The 17,542-nt window shown below is 34.4% G+C and carries 17 protein-coding genes and 1 pseudogene; 16 read left to right on the forward strand and 2 right to left on the reverse strand.

Annotation, left to right across the window (positions count from 1 at the left end; all coding sequences use genetic code 11):
* Nucleotides 1–11 precede the first annotated feature (11 nt).
* The 12 genes and pseudogenes from HNQ94_RS05025 to HNQ94_RS05080 all read left to right on the forward strand — a co-directional run bounded on the left by HNQ94_RS05025 (nt 12) and on the right by HNQ94_RS05080 (nt 12,151).
* Nucleotides 12–1,349 (forward strand): spore germination protein, encoded by a 1,338-nt coding sequence (locus tag HNQ94_RS05025; RefSeq protein ID WP_174494772.1) that lies wholly within the window; start codon nt 12–14, stop codon nt 1,347–1,349.
* An 18-nt stretch (nt 1,350–1,367) separates the two neighbouring features.
* Entirely contained in the window at nt 1,368–2,462 is a 1,095-nt protein-coding gene (locus tag HNQ94_RS05030) for a GerAB/ArcD/ProY family transporter (protein WP_174494771.1), read from the forward strand.
* Nucleotides 2,452–3,540 (forward strand): Ger(x)C family spore germination protein, encoded by a 1,089-nt coding sequence (locus HNQ94_RS05035; RefSeq protein ID WP_174494770.1) that lies wholly within the window; start codon nt 2,452–2,454, stop codon nt 3,538–3,540. The genes HNQ94_RS05030 and HNQ94_RS05035 overlap by 11 nt, the downstream gene beginning before the upstream one ends.
* Before the next feature lie 137 nt (nt 3,541–3,677).
* Nucleotides 3,678–4,688, forward strand: a complete 1,011-nt coding sequence (locus HNQ94_RS05040; RefSeq protein WP_246199918.1) for a peptidoglycan recognition protein family protein — start codon at nt 3,678–3,680, stop codon at nt 4,686–4,688.
* A gap of 130 nt (nt 4,689–4,818) precedes the next feature.
* Nucleotides 4,819–5,817 (forward strand): DUF3231 family protein, encoded by a 999-nt coding sequence (locus HNQ94_RS05045; RefSeq protein ID WP_174494769.1) that lies wholly within the window; start codon nt 4,819–4,821, stop codon nt 5,815–5,817.
* 479 nt (nt 5,818–6,296) lie between these two features.
* Nucleotides 6,297–7,415: a Fe(3+) ABC transporter substrate-binding protein gene (locus HNQ94_RS05050; RefSeq protein WP_174494768.1), complete on the forward strand. Its 1,119-nt coding sequence runs from the start codon at nt 6,297–6,299 to the stop codon at nt 7,413–7,415.
* A 99-nt stretch (nt 7,416–7,514) separates the two neighbouring features.
* Nucleotides 7,515–9,158, forward strand: a complete 1,644-nt coding sequence (locus HNQ94_RS05055) for an ABC transporter permease (protein ID WP_174494767.1) — start codon at nt 7,515–7,517, stop codon at nt 9,156–9,158.
* Entirely contained in the window at nt 9,158–9,877 is a 720-nt protein-coding gene (locus tag HNQ94_RS05060; protein WP_174494766.1) for an ABC transporter ATP-binding protein, read from the forward strand. The genes HNQ94_RS05055 and HNQ94_RS05060 overlap by 1 nt, the downstream gene beginning before the upstream one ends.
* A 202-nt stretch (nt 9,878–10,079) precedes the next feature.
* Entirely contained in the window at nt 10,080–10,322 is a 243-nt protein-coding gene (locus HNQ94_RS05065) for a hypothetical protein (RefSeq protein ID WP_174494765.1), read from the forward strand.
* Nucleotides 10,323–10,373: 51 nt separating this feature from the next.
* Nucleotides 10,374–11,126: a prolyl oligopeptidase family serine peptidase gene (locus HNQ94_RS05070; protein WP_174494764.1), complete on the forward strand. Its 753-nt coding sequence runs from the start codon at nt 10,374–10,376 to the stop codon at nt 11,124–11,126.
* Between the two features lie 84 nt (nt 11,127–11,210).
* Nucleotides 11,211–11,396: a BshB3 potential contributor to bacillithiol synthesis gene (locus HNQ94_RS05075; protein WP_174494763.1), complete on the forward strand. Its 186-nt coding sequence runs from the start codon at nt 11,211–11,213 to the stop codon at nt 11,394–11,396.
* A gap of 238 nt (nt 11,397–11,634) precedes the next feature.
* Nucleotides 11,635–12,151: pseudogene (locus HNQ94_RS05080) on the forward strand (GNAT family N-acetyltransferase).
* Nucleotides 12,152–12,243: 92 nt separating this feature from the next.
* On the opposite strand, the gene HNQ94_RS05085 reads toward HNQ94_RS05080, so the two are convergent.
* The gene (locus HNQ94_RS05085; protein ID WP_174494762.1) at nt 12,244–12,960 is read right to left on the reverse strand and encodes a 3-ketoacyl-ACP reductase; all 717 of its coding nucleotides are present in this window, start codon (nt 12,958–12,960) and stop codon (nt 12,244–12,246) included.
* Nucleotides 12,961–13,130: 170 nt separating this feature from the next.
* A complete protein-coding gene (locus HNQ94_RS05090; protein ID WP_174494761.1) occupies nt 13,131–13,544 on the reverse strand; it encodes a hypothetical protein in 414 nt (137 codons plus the stop codon).
* Between the two features lie 164 nt (nt 13,545–13,708).
* On the opposite strand from HNQ94_RS05090, the gene HNQ94_RS05095 reads away from it, so the two are divergent.
* The 4 genes from HNQ94_RS05095 (at nt 13,709) to HNQ94_RS05110 (ending at nt 17,402) form a co-directional block, all read left to right on the forward strand.
* The gene (locus tag HNQ94_RS05095) at nt 13,709–14,467 is read left to right on the forward strand and encodes a MerR family transcriptional regulator (RefSeq protein WP_174494760.1); all 759 of its coding nucleotides are present in this window, start codon (nt 13,709–13,711) and stop codon (nt 14,465–14,467) included.
* Nucleotide 14,468: 1 nt separating this feature from the next.
* The gene (locus HNQ94_RS05100; protein WP_174494759.1) at nt 14,469–15,551 is read left to right on the forward strand and encodes a serine hydrolase domain-containing protein; all 1,083 of its coding nucleotides are present in this window, start codon (nt 14,469–14,471) and stop codon (nt 15,549–15,551) included.
* Between the two features lie 220 nt (nt 15,552–15,771).
* The gene (locus HNQ94_RS05105) at nt 15,772–16,605 is read left to right on the forward strand and encodes a dihydrodipicolinate synthase family protein (RefSeq protein ID WP_174494758.1); all 834 of its coding nucleotides are present in this window, start codon (nt 15,772–15,774) and stop codon (nt 16,603–16,605) included.
* Nucleotides 16,606–16,832: 227 nt separating this feature from the next.
* On the forward strand, nt 16,833–17,402 hold the full coding sequence (locus tag HNQ94_RS05110; RefSeq protein ID WP_174494757.1) for a hypothetical protein: 570 nt from the start codon (nt 16,833–16,835) through the stop codon (nt 17,400–17,402).
* Nucleotides 17,403–17,542: the final 140 nt, after the last annotated feature.

Below are 17,542 nucleotides of genomic sequence, written 5' to 3' on the forward strand. Positions count from 1 at the left end.
GGGGGATTTGAGTGCTTAAGTCAAAAAAGTCAAAAACAATAGAATGGCTACAAAATAAATTAGGTTCCTCGCAGGATATTGTTTTTCGTGAGTTTCAATCTGGAATGAGACAAGCGCAAATTCTTTTTATTAAAACATTATGTGATGAAAAAAAGCTTCAAGAAACTTTCTATAAACCTTTTTATGAAACGAACGAAAAAGAATTTGATAAATACCTTAATTCTCTACCTAATATTTCAGAACATAAAAAAAATGAAGAAACTTTGACAAAAATGCTTTTGGGTTCCGCTGTAATTTTGCTAGGAAGCAAGGTGCTTATATTAGATGTAGAAAAGGTTGAAAACAACTCCATAACAGAAGCAACCGTTGAAAAAGTTATTCAAGGTCCACTAAATGCTTTAACGGAAGATGTATCTACAAATATACATTTGATAAGAAATCGTTATCCGCAAGCCACCTTAAGGATTGAAGAAGCAAAATTAGGGAAATTAACCGAAACAAAAATCGCCATTGTTTATGACAAAAATAAAGCACAATCTAATATTGTACAAGCAGTTAAAGATAATTTGGATCGCATTGAGACGGATGTCATTATGGCAGCAGGTCAATTACATAATAAAATGACGAAACAGAAACGAACGTTGTTTCCAACCATGATGATTACAGAAAGACCTGATCGGATTACGTATAATTTGGCAGAAGGAAAAGTGGTTTTGTTAATTGATGGCACGCTTTTTGCACTTATTGCCCCATCTGTCTTTTATGATTTCATGTCTTCCATGGAGGATGTTTATCAGTCCCATTGGATTGGTCGTTTTATTTTATCCTTAAGGTATATTGGATTATTTATTAGTTTATTAGCTCCATCCTTATATGTAGGGATAACGGCTTATTCGACCGACCTGTTCCGTGTACAGTTAGCACTTACGATAGCTGGAAGTCGCTCTACTGTTCCATATCCAGCCTTTATAGAGGTATTGTTTATGTTATTAATGATGGAGTTATTGACAGAAGCAAGCGTTCGTTTACCACAGTCTATTGGGTCAACTGCCACAACTGTAGGAGGGCTAATATTAGGTACAGCGGCAGTAGAAGCTGGATTAGTATCAAATGTCATGATTATTATTGTAGCTTCTGTTGCAATAGCTAACTTCGTCATACCGATTAATGCCATGTCCTTCGCCATGCGTGTGACAAAATACATATTATTAGCTCTCACTATTTTTTTTGGCTTAGTAGGACTAATGATTGGAATCATTGCATTGGTTGGGTACTTAGCTAAGTTGGAAAGCTATGGTCAGCCTTATTTAAAATTATTTATAGACCCTAGTAAAAGGAAGGGGCAGTAGTTAGGAGGTAGGCTTAATTTGAATCGTTACTTTTATTATTTAATTCTACTCAATATGTTAGTGAATGTTTTTATGTATGTTCCAAGTATTTTAATAAGAGAACGATTCGATGGAGCCGTATTAGCTCTTCCACTAGGGGTTTTAATTGGGACGATATTTTTATTTTTATTTGTATTTTCCATTAACAAATTTCCGAAATTAGGGTTACCAGAAATTATAGAGCATACTCCAAAAGTATTTCGCAACATCTTTCTGTTCTTTTTTGCTCTTATTTGGTTTTTTGCAGGTTCCATTACCTTGCTTGCTTTTAACAATGTAATTATCCGATTTATTAACCCAGATATTACAGGATTCAATATGATTTCAGCATTTTTAGTCCTAATCATAATGCTATTATCTTTATTACGATCCGATAAAATTTTGTACACTTTAGAGATTATTTTCATCCTAAACTTACCCCTAATACTAATTATCATGCTCCAAGCATATACGAATAACTATTTGACTATTGATTCCGTTTTAGAAGTGGGTACTCATTTGTTTGAGGTACCCTCTTTAAGTGCTATTGCCGCAGCATCCTTTGTATTTTCTGGCTATGCTAATTTAGTTATTTTTAATCGAGTGTTTAAAGAAAAAATCAACTGGAAGCTGTTATGGATAATACCTATTGTAGGTTTTATAAATCTGATTACTTCTGTCTTAATTCCTATTGGCTTTTGGGGTGCTGATGGCGTTGGGGATTTAACTTATCCCTGGATAGCGACCTCAGACGCACTACGTATTGAATTCGGACCTATTGAACGACTAACTACTATTTTTATTTTGTTATATGTAAGTGTTGCAACGATAAGCACCGTTGTCCATTGGCATGTAGCGCTCGAAATTTTAAAAAGTATCTTTCATGTAAAAAAGTTTAAACAAAAAAAGAAGACAATTTTCACATGGGTAATATTAGTGATTTTTGGAGTGGGGGTCATCCTATTAGAAATGAATATAAAAGAAAATACAATTTTTCGCTTTGGAGAAGCTTGGTTAAATATTCGCTTATTTAGTGAAGCATTTCTCATTATATTGATGGTCCTGTTATCGAGGAGGAAAAAGAATGGGACTTAGATACGTGAAAATATTCTTAGTCATGTTATTAATATTGCTATCCACTACAGCTTGTGGGTATAAGGATATTGATAAAAGATCCTTTGTCTTAACAATTGCTGTTGATAAAGGACAGGAAAAAAAGTATAAAGTAATGTTAAAAATAGCCATACCAAGTTCGGACGTAAGAGGACAGAAACCTGAATTTATTATTTCAGAACAAGAAAGTGATACGATTACTGACGCCATTCGTATGATAAAAACAAAAGTAGACAAAGAATTAGATTTCAGTCATGCCAAGTCAATTATTTTTGGTGAAGAAATAGTGGCGAAGGATGTAAGTCCACTTTTAGATTGGTTTATACGACGTCGTGACATTCAAAAAATTGCATGGGTAGGTATTGGTAGTCCAACAGCAGAGAGTATTATTACGATAAAGCGTAAGATAGAACGCTTACCATCCAATGCCTTGTTTATGAGCTTTGGTCAAACTGGTACAGAGTCTGTTTATATTGTTAGCGAATTTCTATTTGATTTTAGAAAGCGTATAACAGAAAAGGGACTGGACCCCATATTACCAATCCTTGAACCAAAAAGTACATTTTTTCAAATTAACAAGGCAGCTGTTTTTGGTGACAAAAAACTAAAGATTACCTTATCAGAAGATGAAACAAAAATTTTGAATATGTTGCTTCAGCGTGTTAATAAAGCAGATATTGAAGTGAAAAAAGAAGATACTGAAGAACCGTTTTTCTTTGTATCAGCTGAGGGTATAAATTCAGGTATTGAAATTCACTCTTCTGATAAAGTGGAAGTGAAAATAAAAATGCAAGGTGTTATAGAAGAGGCTGTTGTGGAAGTTTCTGAGGAGAATCTAAAAAAGTATAAAAAGCTTGCCGAAGAACAGTTTAAAGAAAAAGTGCTTTCTTTATTATGGAAGTTTCAAGAAGAGGAGGTTGATCCTGTTGGTTTTGGCCTCTTATACCGAGCAAAAAGTTTTGACAAGGATGACTGGGAACAGTGGCAAAAGCTTTACCCTAATGTGAAGTTTGACGTGCAGGTAGAGTTGCAATTGCATGGTACTGGATTATTGAAGTAAAAATTAATTATCTTTATTTTCTTTATTCAAATTGAATCGGTTTCTTAAGACATTCTTTATCGATTATTTCTTGCATAATTTAGAAGCTGATTCCAAATATAAACAGTGTATCGATTCGAAATGAAAGGGAGTTTTACATGAATAAAAGAGTTTTTATTTTAATTAGTTTGTGCTTATTAGTGTTCATGAATATATCTCCTATATATGCTGCAAATAACCCGAGAAATATGTATGAAGTAAAGATCGGCGATGATTTATGGCATATTGCAAAAACGTATAGAACTACGGTTGAGGAATTGAAGGAAATTAATGGTTTGCAATCAGAAGAAGTGTTAGTAGGTCAAAAAATAAGAGTTCCTATCATGTATGAAGTGAAACCTGGCGATTCCATTTGGGATTTAGCGCAATCTTTTAGCTCAAGTGTTGCATCCATTAAAGCGGAAAATGGACTTTCATCTGATAACTTAATGGTGGGACAAATAATAAGAATCCCTCCGAAAAAGTTAGCGATGGAAGATAAGTTTGTATTAATGACACGGGAAGAATTTAAAGATTGGTTATTTAATCATGAATTCAAAAGAAATATCACGACTATCCAGCAACATCACACATTTCAACCATCCTATAAGCAGTTTAATGGGAAGAATCATTTTACCCTTTTAAAAGGGATGAGGAATTACCATATGAATGGAATGGGGTGGAGAGATATTAGTCAACAACTAACCACTTTTCCTGATGGAAAAATAGCGGTTGGCAGACCACTTGATACTCCTCCAGAAGGTTCATTTGGATTACAAAACGAAGAAGTCATGCACAATATTGAAGCAACTGCTTTAGCTATTGAAAATCTCGGTGATTTTGATAAAGGACATAATCGAATGACAGCAGAGCAAAGAGAAACGATTGTGACAGTAACAGCTTTACTCATGTTAAGATTCGGCTTATCTCCATCAATCGATACCGTCACTTATCATCATTGGTGGGATATTAATACCGGGGAAAGAATTTTAGATCATGGGGAAGGTCATGCAGTCAAAACCTGTCCAGGTACTGGGTTCTTTGGAGGTAATTCAACACAAGCTGCCAGGAGCAATTTTTTTCCTCTAGTACAGAAAAAGATGAAGGAAATTCGAGCTACTTTACAATAGAATAAATTGGGTTGCTATGAAAGAACAGTATTTCCTTGAAGGTTGATATTTTCAATTCAACTTTAGGAATAATATGGTGTTGTAAGGAGAAGGTATAAACAAATAAGTAATTTTATAGAGGTGGTAAAGCATGAGTACTCCTGAAAGTGTTAATCTTACATCATCAGAGATGGCTTCCTTGTGGAAAGAGTATATTAGCCTGTCTCATAGTAGCTGTATGTTGACATATTTCATTGCAAAAGCCGAGGATAATGAAGTATTCAATATTTTAGAAAGTACATTACAGTTGGTGGAAAATAATAAGTCTGCAACTAAACACCTATTACAATCCGAGAATGTTCCAATTCCAATTGGATTTGATAACCAAGATGTAGATGTGAATGCTCCACGTTTATTTTCTGATTCATTTAGTTTATTGTATATAAAAAATTTGTCTAGAGTAATGATTACAACTTGTGCACTCATGTATACTATGTCTAGCCGCAAAGATATAAGAAACCATTTTAATACATGTTTAAAAAGAGCGACTGATATTTTTGATACTGTCAGTGATTTATTATTAGATAAAGGATTATATACAAGGCCACCTTTTATTCAACCACCAAAAAAATCGGACTTTATAGAAAGTAAAGATTATTTAAGTGGAAACAATTTATTGGAGGACCAAAGATATTTGAATGCAGTAGAGATATCTCATATATTTGGAAATATAGAAGCAAATGTAGTGGGAAATACACTTACACAAGCATTTGGTCAAACGGCTGATTTGAAAGAAATACGTAGTATTATGGTAGATGCAGGAAAACTTGCGGAAAAAATAATAAACTCACTCACAAAATTTTTAACAAGTAGTAAGTTACCAGCACCGATGCCTTCAGAAACCCAGGTTTTTAGTTCTGCACAGTCACCATTCTCTGATAGATTTGTAATGTATCAATTGACCTTTTTAAATGCAGCCGGTATATCAGATTACGCTACATCTTTAGCTGTATCGATGAGAAGTGATTTAAAAAGACAATACATGGATGTATTAAACAATACGGTAAAATTAGCAAAAAAAGCAGAAAGTCTAATGATTGAAAATAATTGGATTGAACAACCCCCTCAGCAGGACAAAATACTGAAATGAGTAAATAGTGTTAGGGCTGTTTTTAAACAGTCCTTTTGTAGTTGATTAAAAGTAGAATATTTCTAAAAAACATAAATAATTTTAAACTGCCATTTTTGGGTATGGGGAAACACAAAGATGAATAAGGGTTGGGGTTTGAGACTGCGTTGGTAAGTGGGGTTATGATCAGTTAGGTTAATGCAAACTAATCAGTATTATTTTTCCAAGCAATTTTTCTTCTGCACCGTTGTCAGAGTAGATAGGGTTTGGTTATGGAAAAAGAGTTAGGCATTATAGATAATAACTAAATTAATCTATTTACGATAAAACAAGCGTTAAACCAATGTAGGTGCTCAATTGAATAAAAAGGAGCACCTTGTGAATTAGAGGTGTTTGTCTCAAAAACATTTTAAATATGTAATTGACATTGATAATCATTATCACTTATAATTATAATTGAAAACGATTATCATTATCAATACATAATTAGGAGGGCAAGCATGAGTAGAAGAATTTTTTCTTTAAGTTTTATTTTAGCAATAATTATTCTAGGTATTGTTGGGTGCAGCAATTCAGCATCTGAAGAGGAGACGTCTAATGAGAAGTCTTCAGAAACGAATACACAAACTTCGTCTTCAGCTACAAACAAAACAGAGGAAAAAGATAGTGGTGTAGTTAATTTGTATACAAGTAGACACTACGATACAGATACAGAGCTTTATAAAAAATTTACAGAACAAACTGGTATTGAAGTAAATGTTGTTCAAGGGGATGGCGATGAATTAATGGAGCGTCTTGACCTTGAAGGAGAAGCAACAGAAGCAGACTTATTTATTACAGCTGATGCTGGTAATCTAGCTCGCTTAAAAGAAAGAGGTTTAACACAGGCTGTTGAAAGTGACATCATTTTTAACAACATTCCTGAAAAATTACGTGATGTTGATAACGAGTGGTTTGGTGTAACGAAAAGAGCTCGTGTTATCGTTTATTCTCTCGATCGTGTTGACCCAAGTGAATTATCCACGTATGAAGCATTAACAAAGTCGCAATGGAAAGATAGAGTGTTAATTCGCTCATCGGAAAATATTTATAATCAGTCACTATTAGGTTCTTTAATTGAGTTGAATGGCGAGGAAGCTGCTAAGGAATGGGCAGAGGGAATTGTGAATAACATGGCAAGAGACCCACAAGGTGGCGATACTGATCAAGTGAAAGCTGTTGTAGCAGGTGAAGGTGATGTGGCAATATCCAATACTTATTATGTTGGAAGACTAGCAAACTCTGAAGATCCTGAAGATGTAAAAATTGCTGAGCAAGTTGGAGTATTTTTCCCTAACCAAGAAACTACTGGAGCGCACGTTAATATTAGTGGAGTCGCGGTAACGAAGCATGCTAAAAATGTGGATAATGCCATTAAATTTATAGAGTTTTTATCTAGTGTGGAGGCACAAGAAGTATTTGCAGAAGGGAATAACGAATTTCCTGTCAACCCTGAAGCAAAAGCATCTGAACTATTACAAGCATGGGGAGAATTTAAAGAGCAAAATATTGATTTAACAATCCTTGGCACAAACAATGCAAGAGCTATTCAGATTTTTAACGAGGTTGGTTGGAAATAATACATTACTCATTACCGTACCACTTTATGGTGGTACGGTTACATTCGTTTTAAGACGGCAAACCGAATAACTATTTTCATAGATTAAGGGTGTTTGGCTATGAGATTGATACAGCAAGCAAAACAGAAACTAAATATATGGGTTTTACTTAGTAGCGTGTTTATTTTAATTATTTTATTGCCGACTATGCTCGTTGCTAAACATTTTTTTGCAGAACCTAACGAAAATTGGTTACATATAAAAGAGTACTTGTTACTCGATATTTTAAGTAATACATTGGTATTAATTATTTTGACAGGTGTTTTGACTACTATAATTGGTGTTAGTTTAGCCTGGGTCGTTACTGCTTACCAATTCCCTTTACGAAATTTTCTAAAATGGGCTTTGATTTTACCACTAGCAATTCCACCTTTCATTGGGGCTTATACTTACCAAGGAATACTAGATTACACGGGAATTATTCAGTCAACACTTCGAAATGCATTTGATATTCACGTGGATCAGAAATACTTTGATATTATGAATATTGGTGGAGCCGTTTTTATCTTTACGATGTTTCTCTTTCCATATATGTATGTGATTACAAGGAGTTTTTTGGCAAACCAGTCCGCTTCCATTATAGAAAATGCTCGAATTTTGGGAGGTGGTTCGGTGGGTACATTTTTCCGAATTGTACTTCCTATTTCTAGGACAGCTATTATTGGAGGAGTCAGTATCATTGCCCTAGAGGTGATAAATGACTATGGTGTGGTTAAATATTTTGGGATCCAAACCTTTATCACTGCCATTTTTCAAACGTGGTCTGGTATGAGTGACTTGGAATCAGCTTTTAAACTAGCTGGAACATTGATGGTTGTTGTGATTCTTCTGTTGCTATTTGAAAAATTTGCTAGGGGGAGAAAAAGGTATAGTTATTCTTCCACCAAAATCAAACCAATTACTCCTAAACGATTAACAGGCTACAAAGCAACCATGGCAACAACCTATTGTTTAGCTGTTTTTTCTTTTGCATTCATGATTCCGTTTATCCAATTAGTTTTATGGACATTTATGACCTATGAGAAAATTGTTACTGTTGAGTTTTTTGCACTTATAAAAAATTCTTTTTTTGTTGCAGCTATTTCATCTATATTAATCGTAATAGTTGCTGTGATTATATCGAATTATACAAGAATTTATCAAGGAATCTACACAAAAGTGATAGCAAAGATTACTGTTTTAGGTTACTCCATACCCGGAGCCGTAATTGCTATTTCCGTCATTACGATTTTTGTTGGACTTGATAAATATTTAATGTCCATTTTTAGCTACTTTCAAATGGACCCAATAATTGTTTTCCGGACAAGTATTGTGATGCTCATTACAGCCTATGTTATTCGCTTTTTAACAGTTGGATATAACAGTATTGAGGCAGGATTCGAAAAAATTGGTAATTCTTTTACGGAAGCTTCTCGGTCACTGGGTGTCTCCACTGTTAAAACTTTTTTTAAAGTGGACATTCCGATGTTAAAAGGGGCAATATTTGGAGGATTTATCCTCGTATTTATTGATATTTTGAAAGAGTTGCCATTAACGATGTTACTACAGCCATTTAATTTCTTTACTTTAGCCACCAAGGCCTTTCGTTATGCGAACGATGAGATGGTTAATGAAGCGGCATCCGCATCTTTAATCATTATTCTTATTAGCGGCATTTGTATCTTTTTCTTTCATAAAATATCCGAAAAGGGAAGTGGTCAGTAATGTTTGTGCAGATTAAAAATTTGAAATATCAATACAGTAAATCAGCAAAAGCTGTTATCGATAACTTCTCTTTATCGATTAAAAAGGGTGAAATTGTTTCCATACTTGGAGAGAGTGGAAGTGGCAAAAGTACACTATTGAGATTGCTTGTTGGATTGGAAATGCCTAGCTCGGGCTCCATTTCCATTAATGAGAACATCATTGTGGACCGCCATCACTTTGTTCAACCGGAAAAAAGAGGGATAGGCATCGTTTTTCAAGATTATGCACTCTTCCCTCATATGACAGTAACAAAAAATATAAAATATGGCCTTAAGAAAATGTCAAAAATGGAAAAGCAAAAACGTGTAGATGAAATGCTCTCTTTGATAAGTTTAACAGAATATCAAAATCGTTATCCCTATGAGTTGAGTGGAGGACAACAACAGCGAGTAGCGTTAGCTAGAGCACTTGCTCCTGCACCTTCTTTACTATTATTTGATGAACCATTCAGTAATTTAGACGCCCATTTACAAATAAAGATTAGGAGCGAATTGAGGGAGATTTTGAAACATACGAATACGACATCGATTTTCGTAACACATGACCAAACAGATGCAGTTGCGTTAGCAGATCGAATTATTTTATTAGAAAATGGAATAGTCGGAAATGAATTACTGCCTTCCGAATTAGAAAGTTCAAACTATATGTTAAAGTACCGTACTGGTTTACGTATTTAGAAAATAAGTAGTTTAAAATACCCCATTCGCTCAACTAGAGCATCGTATAAAGAGAATGTATGAGAATGGAGTAAATTCCATGGACTATTATTCTTGCATTACAGATATTTAAAACAACTCATATTGCAAATAAATGCCTGCCACTGATTTAGTGTCAGGCATTTATTTGTTTATAATCTACTGATTTATTGGGAATACACGAATGGATTATTTTGATAAAATAGATTATGCTGCAAGGTTACGGAGAAAAGAAATGGTGCTAGCTATAATACCAGCAAGATTAAAAACTGGCGATACAATTGGGATTATGGAACCATCAAGCCCTGCACCTTCTTTATTTTCAGAACGAGGTGAAAGAGGAACACATTTTTGTGGAAGAAAGGTTCCTTTGTCGTTGAATGTAATTGTACATACAAAAATCAAGCTTACAGGTCTGCTTCGATAAAGGAGCGTGAAGATTTAATTGGGATGATGCTGTAAAAGAAGGAGTAAGCCCATGTATACTAAAGACAATATAAGAGAAATAGAATTGCATCATATTAGATGTTTACTATCAGAACCAGTTAAAGCAAACGGATTTACGCTTTTTATTTATCATGGCTGGGGATCTGCACCAGAAAACCAAGTATTTTTAGCGAAAATTTTATCGTCGTATGGTTTTATTGTTGTATTACCTGAAATGATTCATCACAGCACGAGAAATCCTCTTGCTAATCCATTCGATCAAAACGTGATGCAAACCTATTTTTGGGAAACAGTGATTCATACAGTTGAAGAGTCCAATCAGTTATTTCAATCAGCTATCAAAGCGGGTATAGCTCAAAAAGAGAATATAGGATTAATTGGAAGTTCGACAGGTGGCATCATTTCATCTGGTATTTTTGCACAAAATCCAGCTATTCGTTTTTTCGTCTCGATTAATGGATCTCCAGCATGGGTTGAGTCAGAAAGATTATGGAGAGAAAAGGATGGACGTGGCCCGATTACAGAGGAAGAACGTCAAGTGCTTGCTAAGTTTGATCTACATAATCACGTGGACATAATTCAAGACCGTCCTATTTTACTGTTACACGGAAGTAACGATAGTGTGTTATCACCTATAGCGCCAAAGTATTTTTATGAAAAAATGAGGAAAAAAGTAAGAGACAGTGATATAACGTATAGTGAATATCGAAATGTTGACCATACGATTAGTTTGAACATGATTGAAGAAATGGTGAATTGGCTGATAGATAAAGCCACCACATAACGTTCCTATAATAAATTCTTTTTCTAGCCAAAAATCACCGAACATAACCACAAAGCACCTTCCGGTTGTAAAAGGAGGATTTAGATGAAATACATTGTTTTTATAGCTATTTTTATTTGCACTATTGCCTTAATCTTAACTTTAGTAGCCGCAAATGCTACGAATAAAGATTATAGTAGTAAAAAGAGTTTCTCCAGTCTTTCTATCATCTATCTTTTATTAGTCCCAGTTATTTTCATAGGCTGCATTGTAGCCTTGTTCCTATTTTAGATAGTTGCTGACGTATGTGTTATTCTTTTTCATTGTAGAACGTAATATTAACTGAAAAAGCTGATGAAACCATTCATAGAGAACCTGGTTTGGGAGGATGAGCAGTATTATCCCAAAAATAACCTTTTACGAAGTTGCTGGAAAACCAGCATCGGTTTTAGGTTAATGAAGAGCAATGATTTCGCTTTTAGATGTTTTTGTGTGTTACCGGAAAGTGAATAAGAATGGAGATTATGCGATGAATGTAATCGAGACGGAGAGATTGTTATTGAGGGGTTTTAAAGAAGAAGACATACCTACACTACATTCCGTTTTTTCTGATGCAGAAACGATGGAGTTTTACCCAGCACCTTTTCGATATGATCAAACAAAAAGTTGGGTGAAAAGAAACCAAATAAGATATAAAGAAGATGGTTTTGGATTATGGGCAGTGTGCTTGAAGGAATCCGGAGAGTTAAATAGGTGATTGTGGGCTAGTTAAACAACAAGTTGACGGTGTCATGGAAGTCGAAATAGGTTACCACATTCATAGGAAGTTTTGGTCTAAAGGCTACAGCTCAGAAGCTGCAGTAGCCTGCAAAGAATATGGCTTACATGTGTTAGGTTTAAATAAATTAATCAGTATCATTGACCCGAAAAATATACCGTCAAGACGTGTTGCGGAGAAAATTGGTTTTAATGTGGAAAAAGAAGTTTATATTTTTAATAAAGATCATGTTACCTATTCCTGTTACAAGAAGGATTATCGTCGTTAAGGATTCAGTACTTATTGATCATATAAATAGGTGTTCTATTCATATGAATGGAACACCTATTAGAATTTCACTATCAAAAAATCATTTACATATTAAGGATTGGTAGACCATAGTCCGGCTGTTTTGATAAACACTCTTGGATTTAGCTTTAAGCCAGCTACGATTAATTCTGCTAAATCATCTGGTTGCATAATCTTTTCCTCATTCCCATTAATTAGGTTGGCACTATAGGCTAAGTCTGTAACTACTGTACTAGGCGTATATGCCGTTACACGAATATTGTCCTTTCTTACTTCCATTAATAACGATTCCGTTAATCCCATCACAGCGAATTTTGATGCACTATAAGCACTTGTGACAGGTGCTCCTTTTTGACCGGCTGTTGAAGCGATATTAATGATATCACCTGATTTTCTTTCCATCATTTCAGGTAGTATTGCTCTCGTGACGTTGTATACACCCATTACATTAACGCGAATAATGTTTTCCCATTCCTCTGGAGTTAACTCTAAAAATCCTCCAAATTTAGCTGTCCCCGCATTGTTGATGAGTATATCGGTGGACCCAAGATCTGCACGAATATGTTCAACAGCATGCTGAACTGCTTCTAAATCAGCTACATCAGCTGTAGCTGCAGAAACGTTTACATCATAATCAGCCAACTCCTTTGACACATTTTCCAGATTAGACATGTTTAAACCGATTAGTCCTACATTTACCCCTTCTTTTGCTAGGGCTATTGCTGTTGCTCGTCCAATTCCTCTTCCTGCTCCTGTAATAATTGCACTCTTTCCTTCAAGTGAAATCATCGTATCACTCCTATGTAGTATTTACCCTTCCTAGTTTATCCTTTAATTACTACTTCATAAGTAAATTGCTATCGTATCTTTTTGAAACCTAACTTGTAACTTGTTATATCTACTCTAAAAGAAAACAAAGAGGAGTCCTAAAAGTTTGAACACTTTCAGGACCCCTTCTGTTATATGCTCATTTCTTTAACTGTAATGGCTTGCATGAGTTTATTCGTCTTACAGTCAAGGAAGTCTTCTTCTTTTACTAAATCTATCTTCATCGCTGCCTCTAGTTTTTCTGTATCCGGTAGCCTCACTTCCATAATAAAGTCTGTTAGCTTCAAGTTTTCTAGTTTTCGTACGGTCTTCTCTTCGTCGTAATTTGTGGAAGATTTGATTACTCGCTGCGCCTTGTATTTTCCGCGTTTGACCTCACCTTTTTGTTCTTTTCCAACAGTTTTATCTAAATAATGATGTATTTCTTTTTTTATTTGATTCATTTCTTTCTCTATTTCTTTCTTTTGCATGTTTAGGTCGTAAAATTTTTTTAACGTTTCTTCTGATAACTCAAAAGACTCTTCCACCTTAAAAGCATTCGTCATATATTTTTCCCCCAGTCTATTATTCTTAGTACATTTATATGAAAGGAGGTCGAAAATATGCCGCGTCATTAGCGTCTATGAATATATTTTCTTGTAAAAAGCTTGACGTTGACGTTACGTCATGATGTACATTTGAGATAAGAAGTAGGAAAGAGGAGAGAATCATGACAGAGAAGCTGTATGCTGTAAAGGCTTTTGCCACTTTAACCGGTGTAACGGAACGAACGCTTCGTTACTATGATCGAATTGGCATATTAACACCGTCCCATTATAACGAAAAGGGACACCGTCTTTATGGATTAGACGACATTAACCAAATACAAAAAATTTTAACCTTAAAATACCTTGGTTATTCCCTTACAGATATTAAGAAAAATTTATTGGAAACAAATGATAATCGTTTGCAAGATACGTTTAAGCAACAAAAAGAAATGCTAGAAAAGAAGAAAGAGGAAATCGACTTTGTTATTCAGACGATAACTAGAGTAGAAAAGCTAGTAAAAGATAGTGAATACGATAGTAATATGCTACTAGGGATCATCCACTCTATTCAACATGAAAAGGAGCAGCGTGCATTTTTAGCCCAGCACTTCTCCAAGGAGTTAGTCGATAAAGCATTTCTAAAGGATAAGGAAGCGGAAGAAAGAGAAGTAATAGAAAGGGAATTTATCGGCTATTTACAAGGATTACAGGAATTACATAATAAAGGTTTAGACCCATCTGATAAAGAGGTACAAGATTTAGCTAGACAAATATATAACAGTTTAAACAATATTTTAACGCCTGATGCACAAGAGGAACTAGTAAAATTGGAAGAAATTGATGAGGGTAAGTTCCTATGTTCTTATTTTCCAAAGGAAGTAGAAACCTTTATAGAAAAAGTCTTTCAACTATTCAAAGAGAGAGAAGTGGAGGGAAATTAGGATGATAAACATTCCTTATGATTTAATCAAGAAAGATATGAATGCCGCCAAAAATGCTAGTTATGCTTTAGGTGTCGTTACTGGAGAAGAAAGAATTGTTGCTGGTGAGTTTTATGATAATAAACCGGGAATACCCACTGAAAAACGTATATTTGAAATTGGATCAACTACCAAAACCTTTACGAGTCTGTTGCTTGCTAAGCTCGTTCTAGAAGGAAGGGTTGCTTTAGACGAACCAATTGTTACGTATAAGCCAGCTTACAAAAAGGCACTTACTTATGATGGCAAAGAAGTAACGTTTCGGCATTTGGCTACGCACACATCACGTCTACCGAGGGAAGACATTAAGACACTTCGAAAAATAATAAAAGAAGATAAGCAAAATAGGGATAATATTTATAAGCACTATTCGTTAGATTATTTCCATGATTTTTATATGCAACATGATTTAAAAAAGGAAATTGGGAAAAAGTGGGGTTACTCAAACATTGGTGTAGCATTATTAGGAAATGTATTGAGTGAAATTGTAGGTATGGATTATGAAGAGGCCATTAAAATACACATTTTAAACCCACTTGGAATGCACGACACGTTTATACGGCCAACAGAAGAGCAATTGAGCCGATACGTACATGCTTACAACAAAAAAGGAGAGATGATTCCACCTTTAGAGTTTGGGTCTCTTCATGGGGCTGGAGCATTTCGAAGTACGATTGATGATATGATGATCTATTTGCAGCACCAATTGGAAATGACTGATAATCCTCTAAAAGAGGCAATAGCTTTTACCCATCAAGATCAAGGAGTTAAAGCTTTCAAAGGAGTAAACATGGGGCTTAGTTGGTTCATTGAGGAAAAGAAATGGAGCGATTATCCGCTAATTCATCATGGCGGAACGACAATCGGTTTCCATACGTATTTTGGATTTATTAAAGAATTACAAATAGGAATTGTGATGTACTCGACCGTTCAAATGAGTTTACTAAAAATACTAAAAATTCTGTTACGTCTATCAGATGGGATTAACGAGAATGTTGCGAATGATATATGTAAAGACTACATTCGTGCACAAAAAGGACTATAGATTTATTCTAATTGATAAAGTATGTATTTTTCTAATAAAAATAAGGAACTCTGTATTATATTTTAAGGTATAGTGAGTTGAAGACCAAATTGACATATGCATGTTTTCATTTTATAAAAAAGGGCATGAACTCTAGAAGGGTTTATGCTCTTATTTAGAGAACTTACTGTACTCACTAAGCTATTTAGCTTAAGTAGTAAAAAGGATATGGGGGATAATAATGCTAACAGAAAAAGTACATATTGCCGTACCAACAGCTTTTTTTGAAGATGAATCTTTAAATGTTCAAGGGACAATAAGTCATATAAGAGACCTGTATAAACAAGGAGTAAAATCTATTCTTGTCTCTGGAACTACTGGAGAACAGCATAGTCTGAACCTCCAAGAGAAAATGGCAATAATAAACGGTTTAGAACTGGAAGAAGAACTCATTCGTAATATGGAAATTATATTTGGTGTGGCCTCAATTAGACAGAAAGAGGCAGAGGAATTAGCGGAGAAGATTCGTCACACAAAAATATCAGGTATCATGCTTGGATTTTCACCGTATGTAATCCCGACACAAGAAGAAGCACTCGTTTATACAAAGAGAATTATACACCTTAGTAACAAGCCTACCATTTTATATAACAACCCAAAAAGAACTGGATTTGATTTGTCAGAAAAAAGTATTATTCATTTAAGTAAGATAGACTTAGTAATTGGAATAAAAGATGCTGGCAATAAAGAAAAGGTTGAAAGAATAAAAAAAGGTTTACATAGAAATGATTTTTATTTTTATGCTGGTGGAGAAGTGGATTTAGAAGAAAAAGTATTACATGGATATAATCGTCTGTCTTCCATTGCTGGGAATGTTTTCCCTGCGGAAATAAGTCAATGGTTCCAAAAATTGCTTATGCAACAAAAAGTAAGTAAGCAAGAAAGTGAAAAAATAGCAAATATTATGGAACAAGTTTATCAAGGAAATGCTATTGTCAATGTAAAAAAAACCATTAACCGTAAAGGTATTCCAATTGGGATTTGCAGAAGTCCAATTGGAAATAGTTCAACTTAGATAGTATATATAGAAATGAGATGTTTATCTCAACTAGTAATTTGAATTTCGATTATTGTTACTTAATTAATTTTACTTACACAATGTTTTTAGAACTAAGGCGTCACGAGTGGAACAAGCAGATCGTCAGCGAGACGATCTTTTTTTTTATAGTTTTCAAAGGGTCAACTGGAATTTTATGTTAAAATATATAAACGTAAGGATGGAACAAAGGAGGCGAAAATTGAGTGAATAAATTTCTGAAAATAATTTTTATGATATTCCTCGTTTTCCTTTCAGGTTGTACTTTTAATAGTAAATTAGAAAAATATGAAGTTTCAAAATCAAATGATGAAGTAAAATATAATGACGTTATTTTTCGACTTGTGAGTGAAAAGGAAGAATATAAACACGGAGAAGAAGTTAAGTTATTTGGAGAAATAGAGTATGTAGGTGAAAAGGAAGAAGTAGAAATTCCTCTTTCAGCAATAATTTTTTCTATAAAAGAAATCGTTAGAGATTACGATATTAAATATAGAAGAATGGATAAGAATGAGGAACAAGCTGTTTTAATATCAACCACTTTAAAACAAGGGGAACCCTATCGCTTTATGTACGATAGAAAGGCATCTTACAGTCCAAAAGATGACAACGATTCTTATGTTCGCTTTATTCAAAGTTTCGTAGATTTTGGATTTCCTAAAGGTTATTATGTCGTGAATGGTCATATAGAACTCCTAAGCGGAACTGAAGAAAAGGATGAAAATCGAGAGAAGGTTAAATTGGAGTCTAAAATTGAGTTTAAAGTGTTTGAATAGACTTGGAGTATTTTCAACAAACAGGGAAAGACGCAGCAAGAGATCTGAACTGTAACCCGGAAAGCGGACACTGATAAAAAGTGCCCTTTCCGGGTTTTTGTGTTTCAATATAATTAATAAAAATGGGCGGAGGACTATCA

Source organism: Salirhabdus euzebyi (assembly GCF_014207435.1).
GTDB classification, from domain to species: domain Bacteria; phylum Bacillota; class Bacilli; order Bacillales; family Alkalibacillaceae; genus Salirhabdus; species Salirhabdus euzebyi.

Coding starts and splice junctions, on each gene's coding strand:
- HNQ94_RS05075 (WP_174494763.1), top strand. CDS start 11,211: ATGAAATACATTGTTTTTATAGCTATTTTTATTTGCACTATTGCCTTA.
- HNQ94_RS05105 (WP_174494758.1), top strand. CDS start 15,772: ATGCTAACAGAAAAAGTACATATTGCCGTACCAACAGCTTTTTTTGAA.
- HNQ94_RS05085 (WP_174494762.1), bottom strand. CDS start 12,960: ATGATTTCACTTGAAGGAAAGAGTGCAATTATTACAGGAGCAGGAAGA.
- HNQ94_RS05090 (WP_174494761.1), bottom strand. CDS start 13,544: ATGACGAATGCTTTTAAGGTGGAAGAGTCTTTTGAGTTATCAGAAGAA.
- HNQ94_RS05055 (WP_174494767.1), top strand. CDS start 7,515: ATGAGATTGATACAGCAAGCAAAACAGAAACTAAATATATGGGTTTTA.
- HNQ94_RS05095 (WP_174494760.1), top strand. CDS start 13,709: ATGACAGAGAAGCTGTATGCTGTAAAGGCTTTTGCCACTTTAACCGGT.
- HNQ94_RS05060 (WP_174494766.1), top strand. CDS start 9,158: ATGTTTGTGCAGATTAAAAATTTGAAATATCAATACAGTAAATCAGCA.
- HNQ94_RS05050 (WP_174494768.1), top strand. CDS start 6,297: ATGAGTAGAAGAATTTTTTCTTTAAGTTTTATTTTAGCAATAATTATT.
- HNQ94_RS05070 (WP_174494764.1), top strand. CDS start 10,374: ATGTATACTAAAGACAATATAAGAGAAATAGAATTGCATCATATTAGA.
- HNQ94_RS05045 (WP_174494769.1), top strand. CDS start 4,819: ATGAGTACTCCTGAAAGTGTTAATCTTACATCATCAGAGATGGCTTCC.
- HNQ94_RS05040 (WP_246199918.1), top strand. CDS start 3,678: ATGAATAAAAGAGTTTTTATTTTAATTAGTTTGTGCTTATTAGTGTTC.
- HNQ94_RS05065 (WP_174494765.1), top strand. CDS start 10,080: ATGGATTATTTTGATAAAATAGATTATGCTGCAAGGTTACGGAGAAAA.
- HNQ94_RS05100 (WP_174494759.1), top strand. CDS start 14,469: ATGATAAACATTCCTTATGATTTAATCAAGAAAGATATGAATGCCGCC.
- HNQ94_RS05035 (WP_174494770.1), top strand. CDS start 2,452: ATGGGACTTAGATACGTGAAAATATTCTTAGTCATGTTATTAATATTG.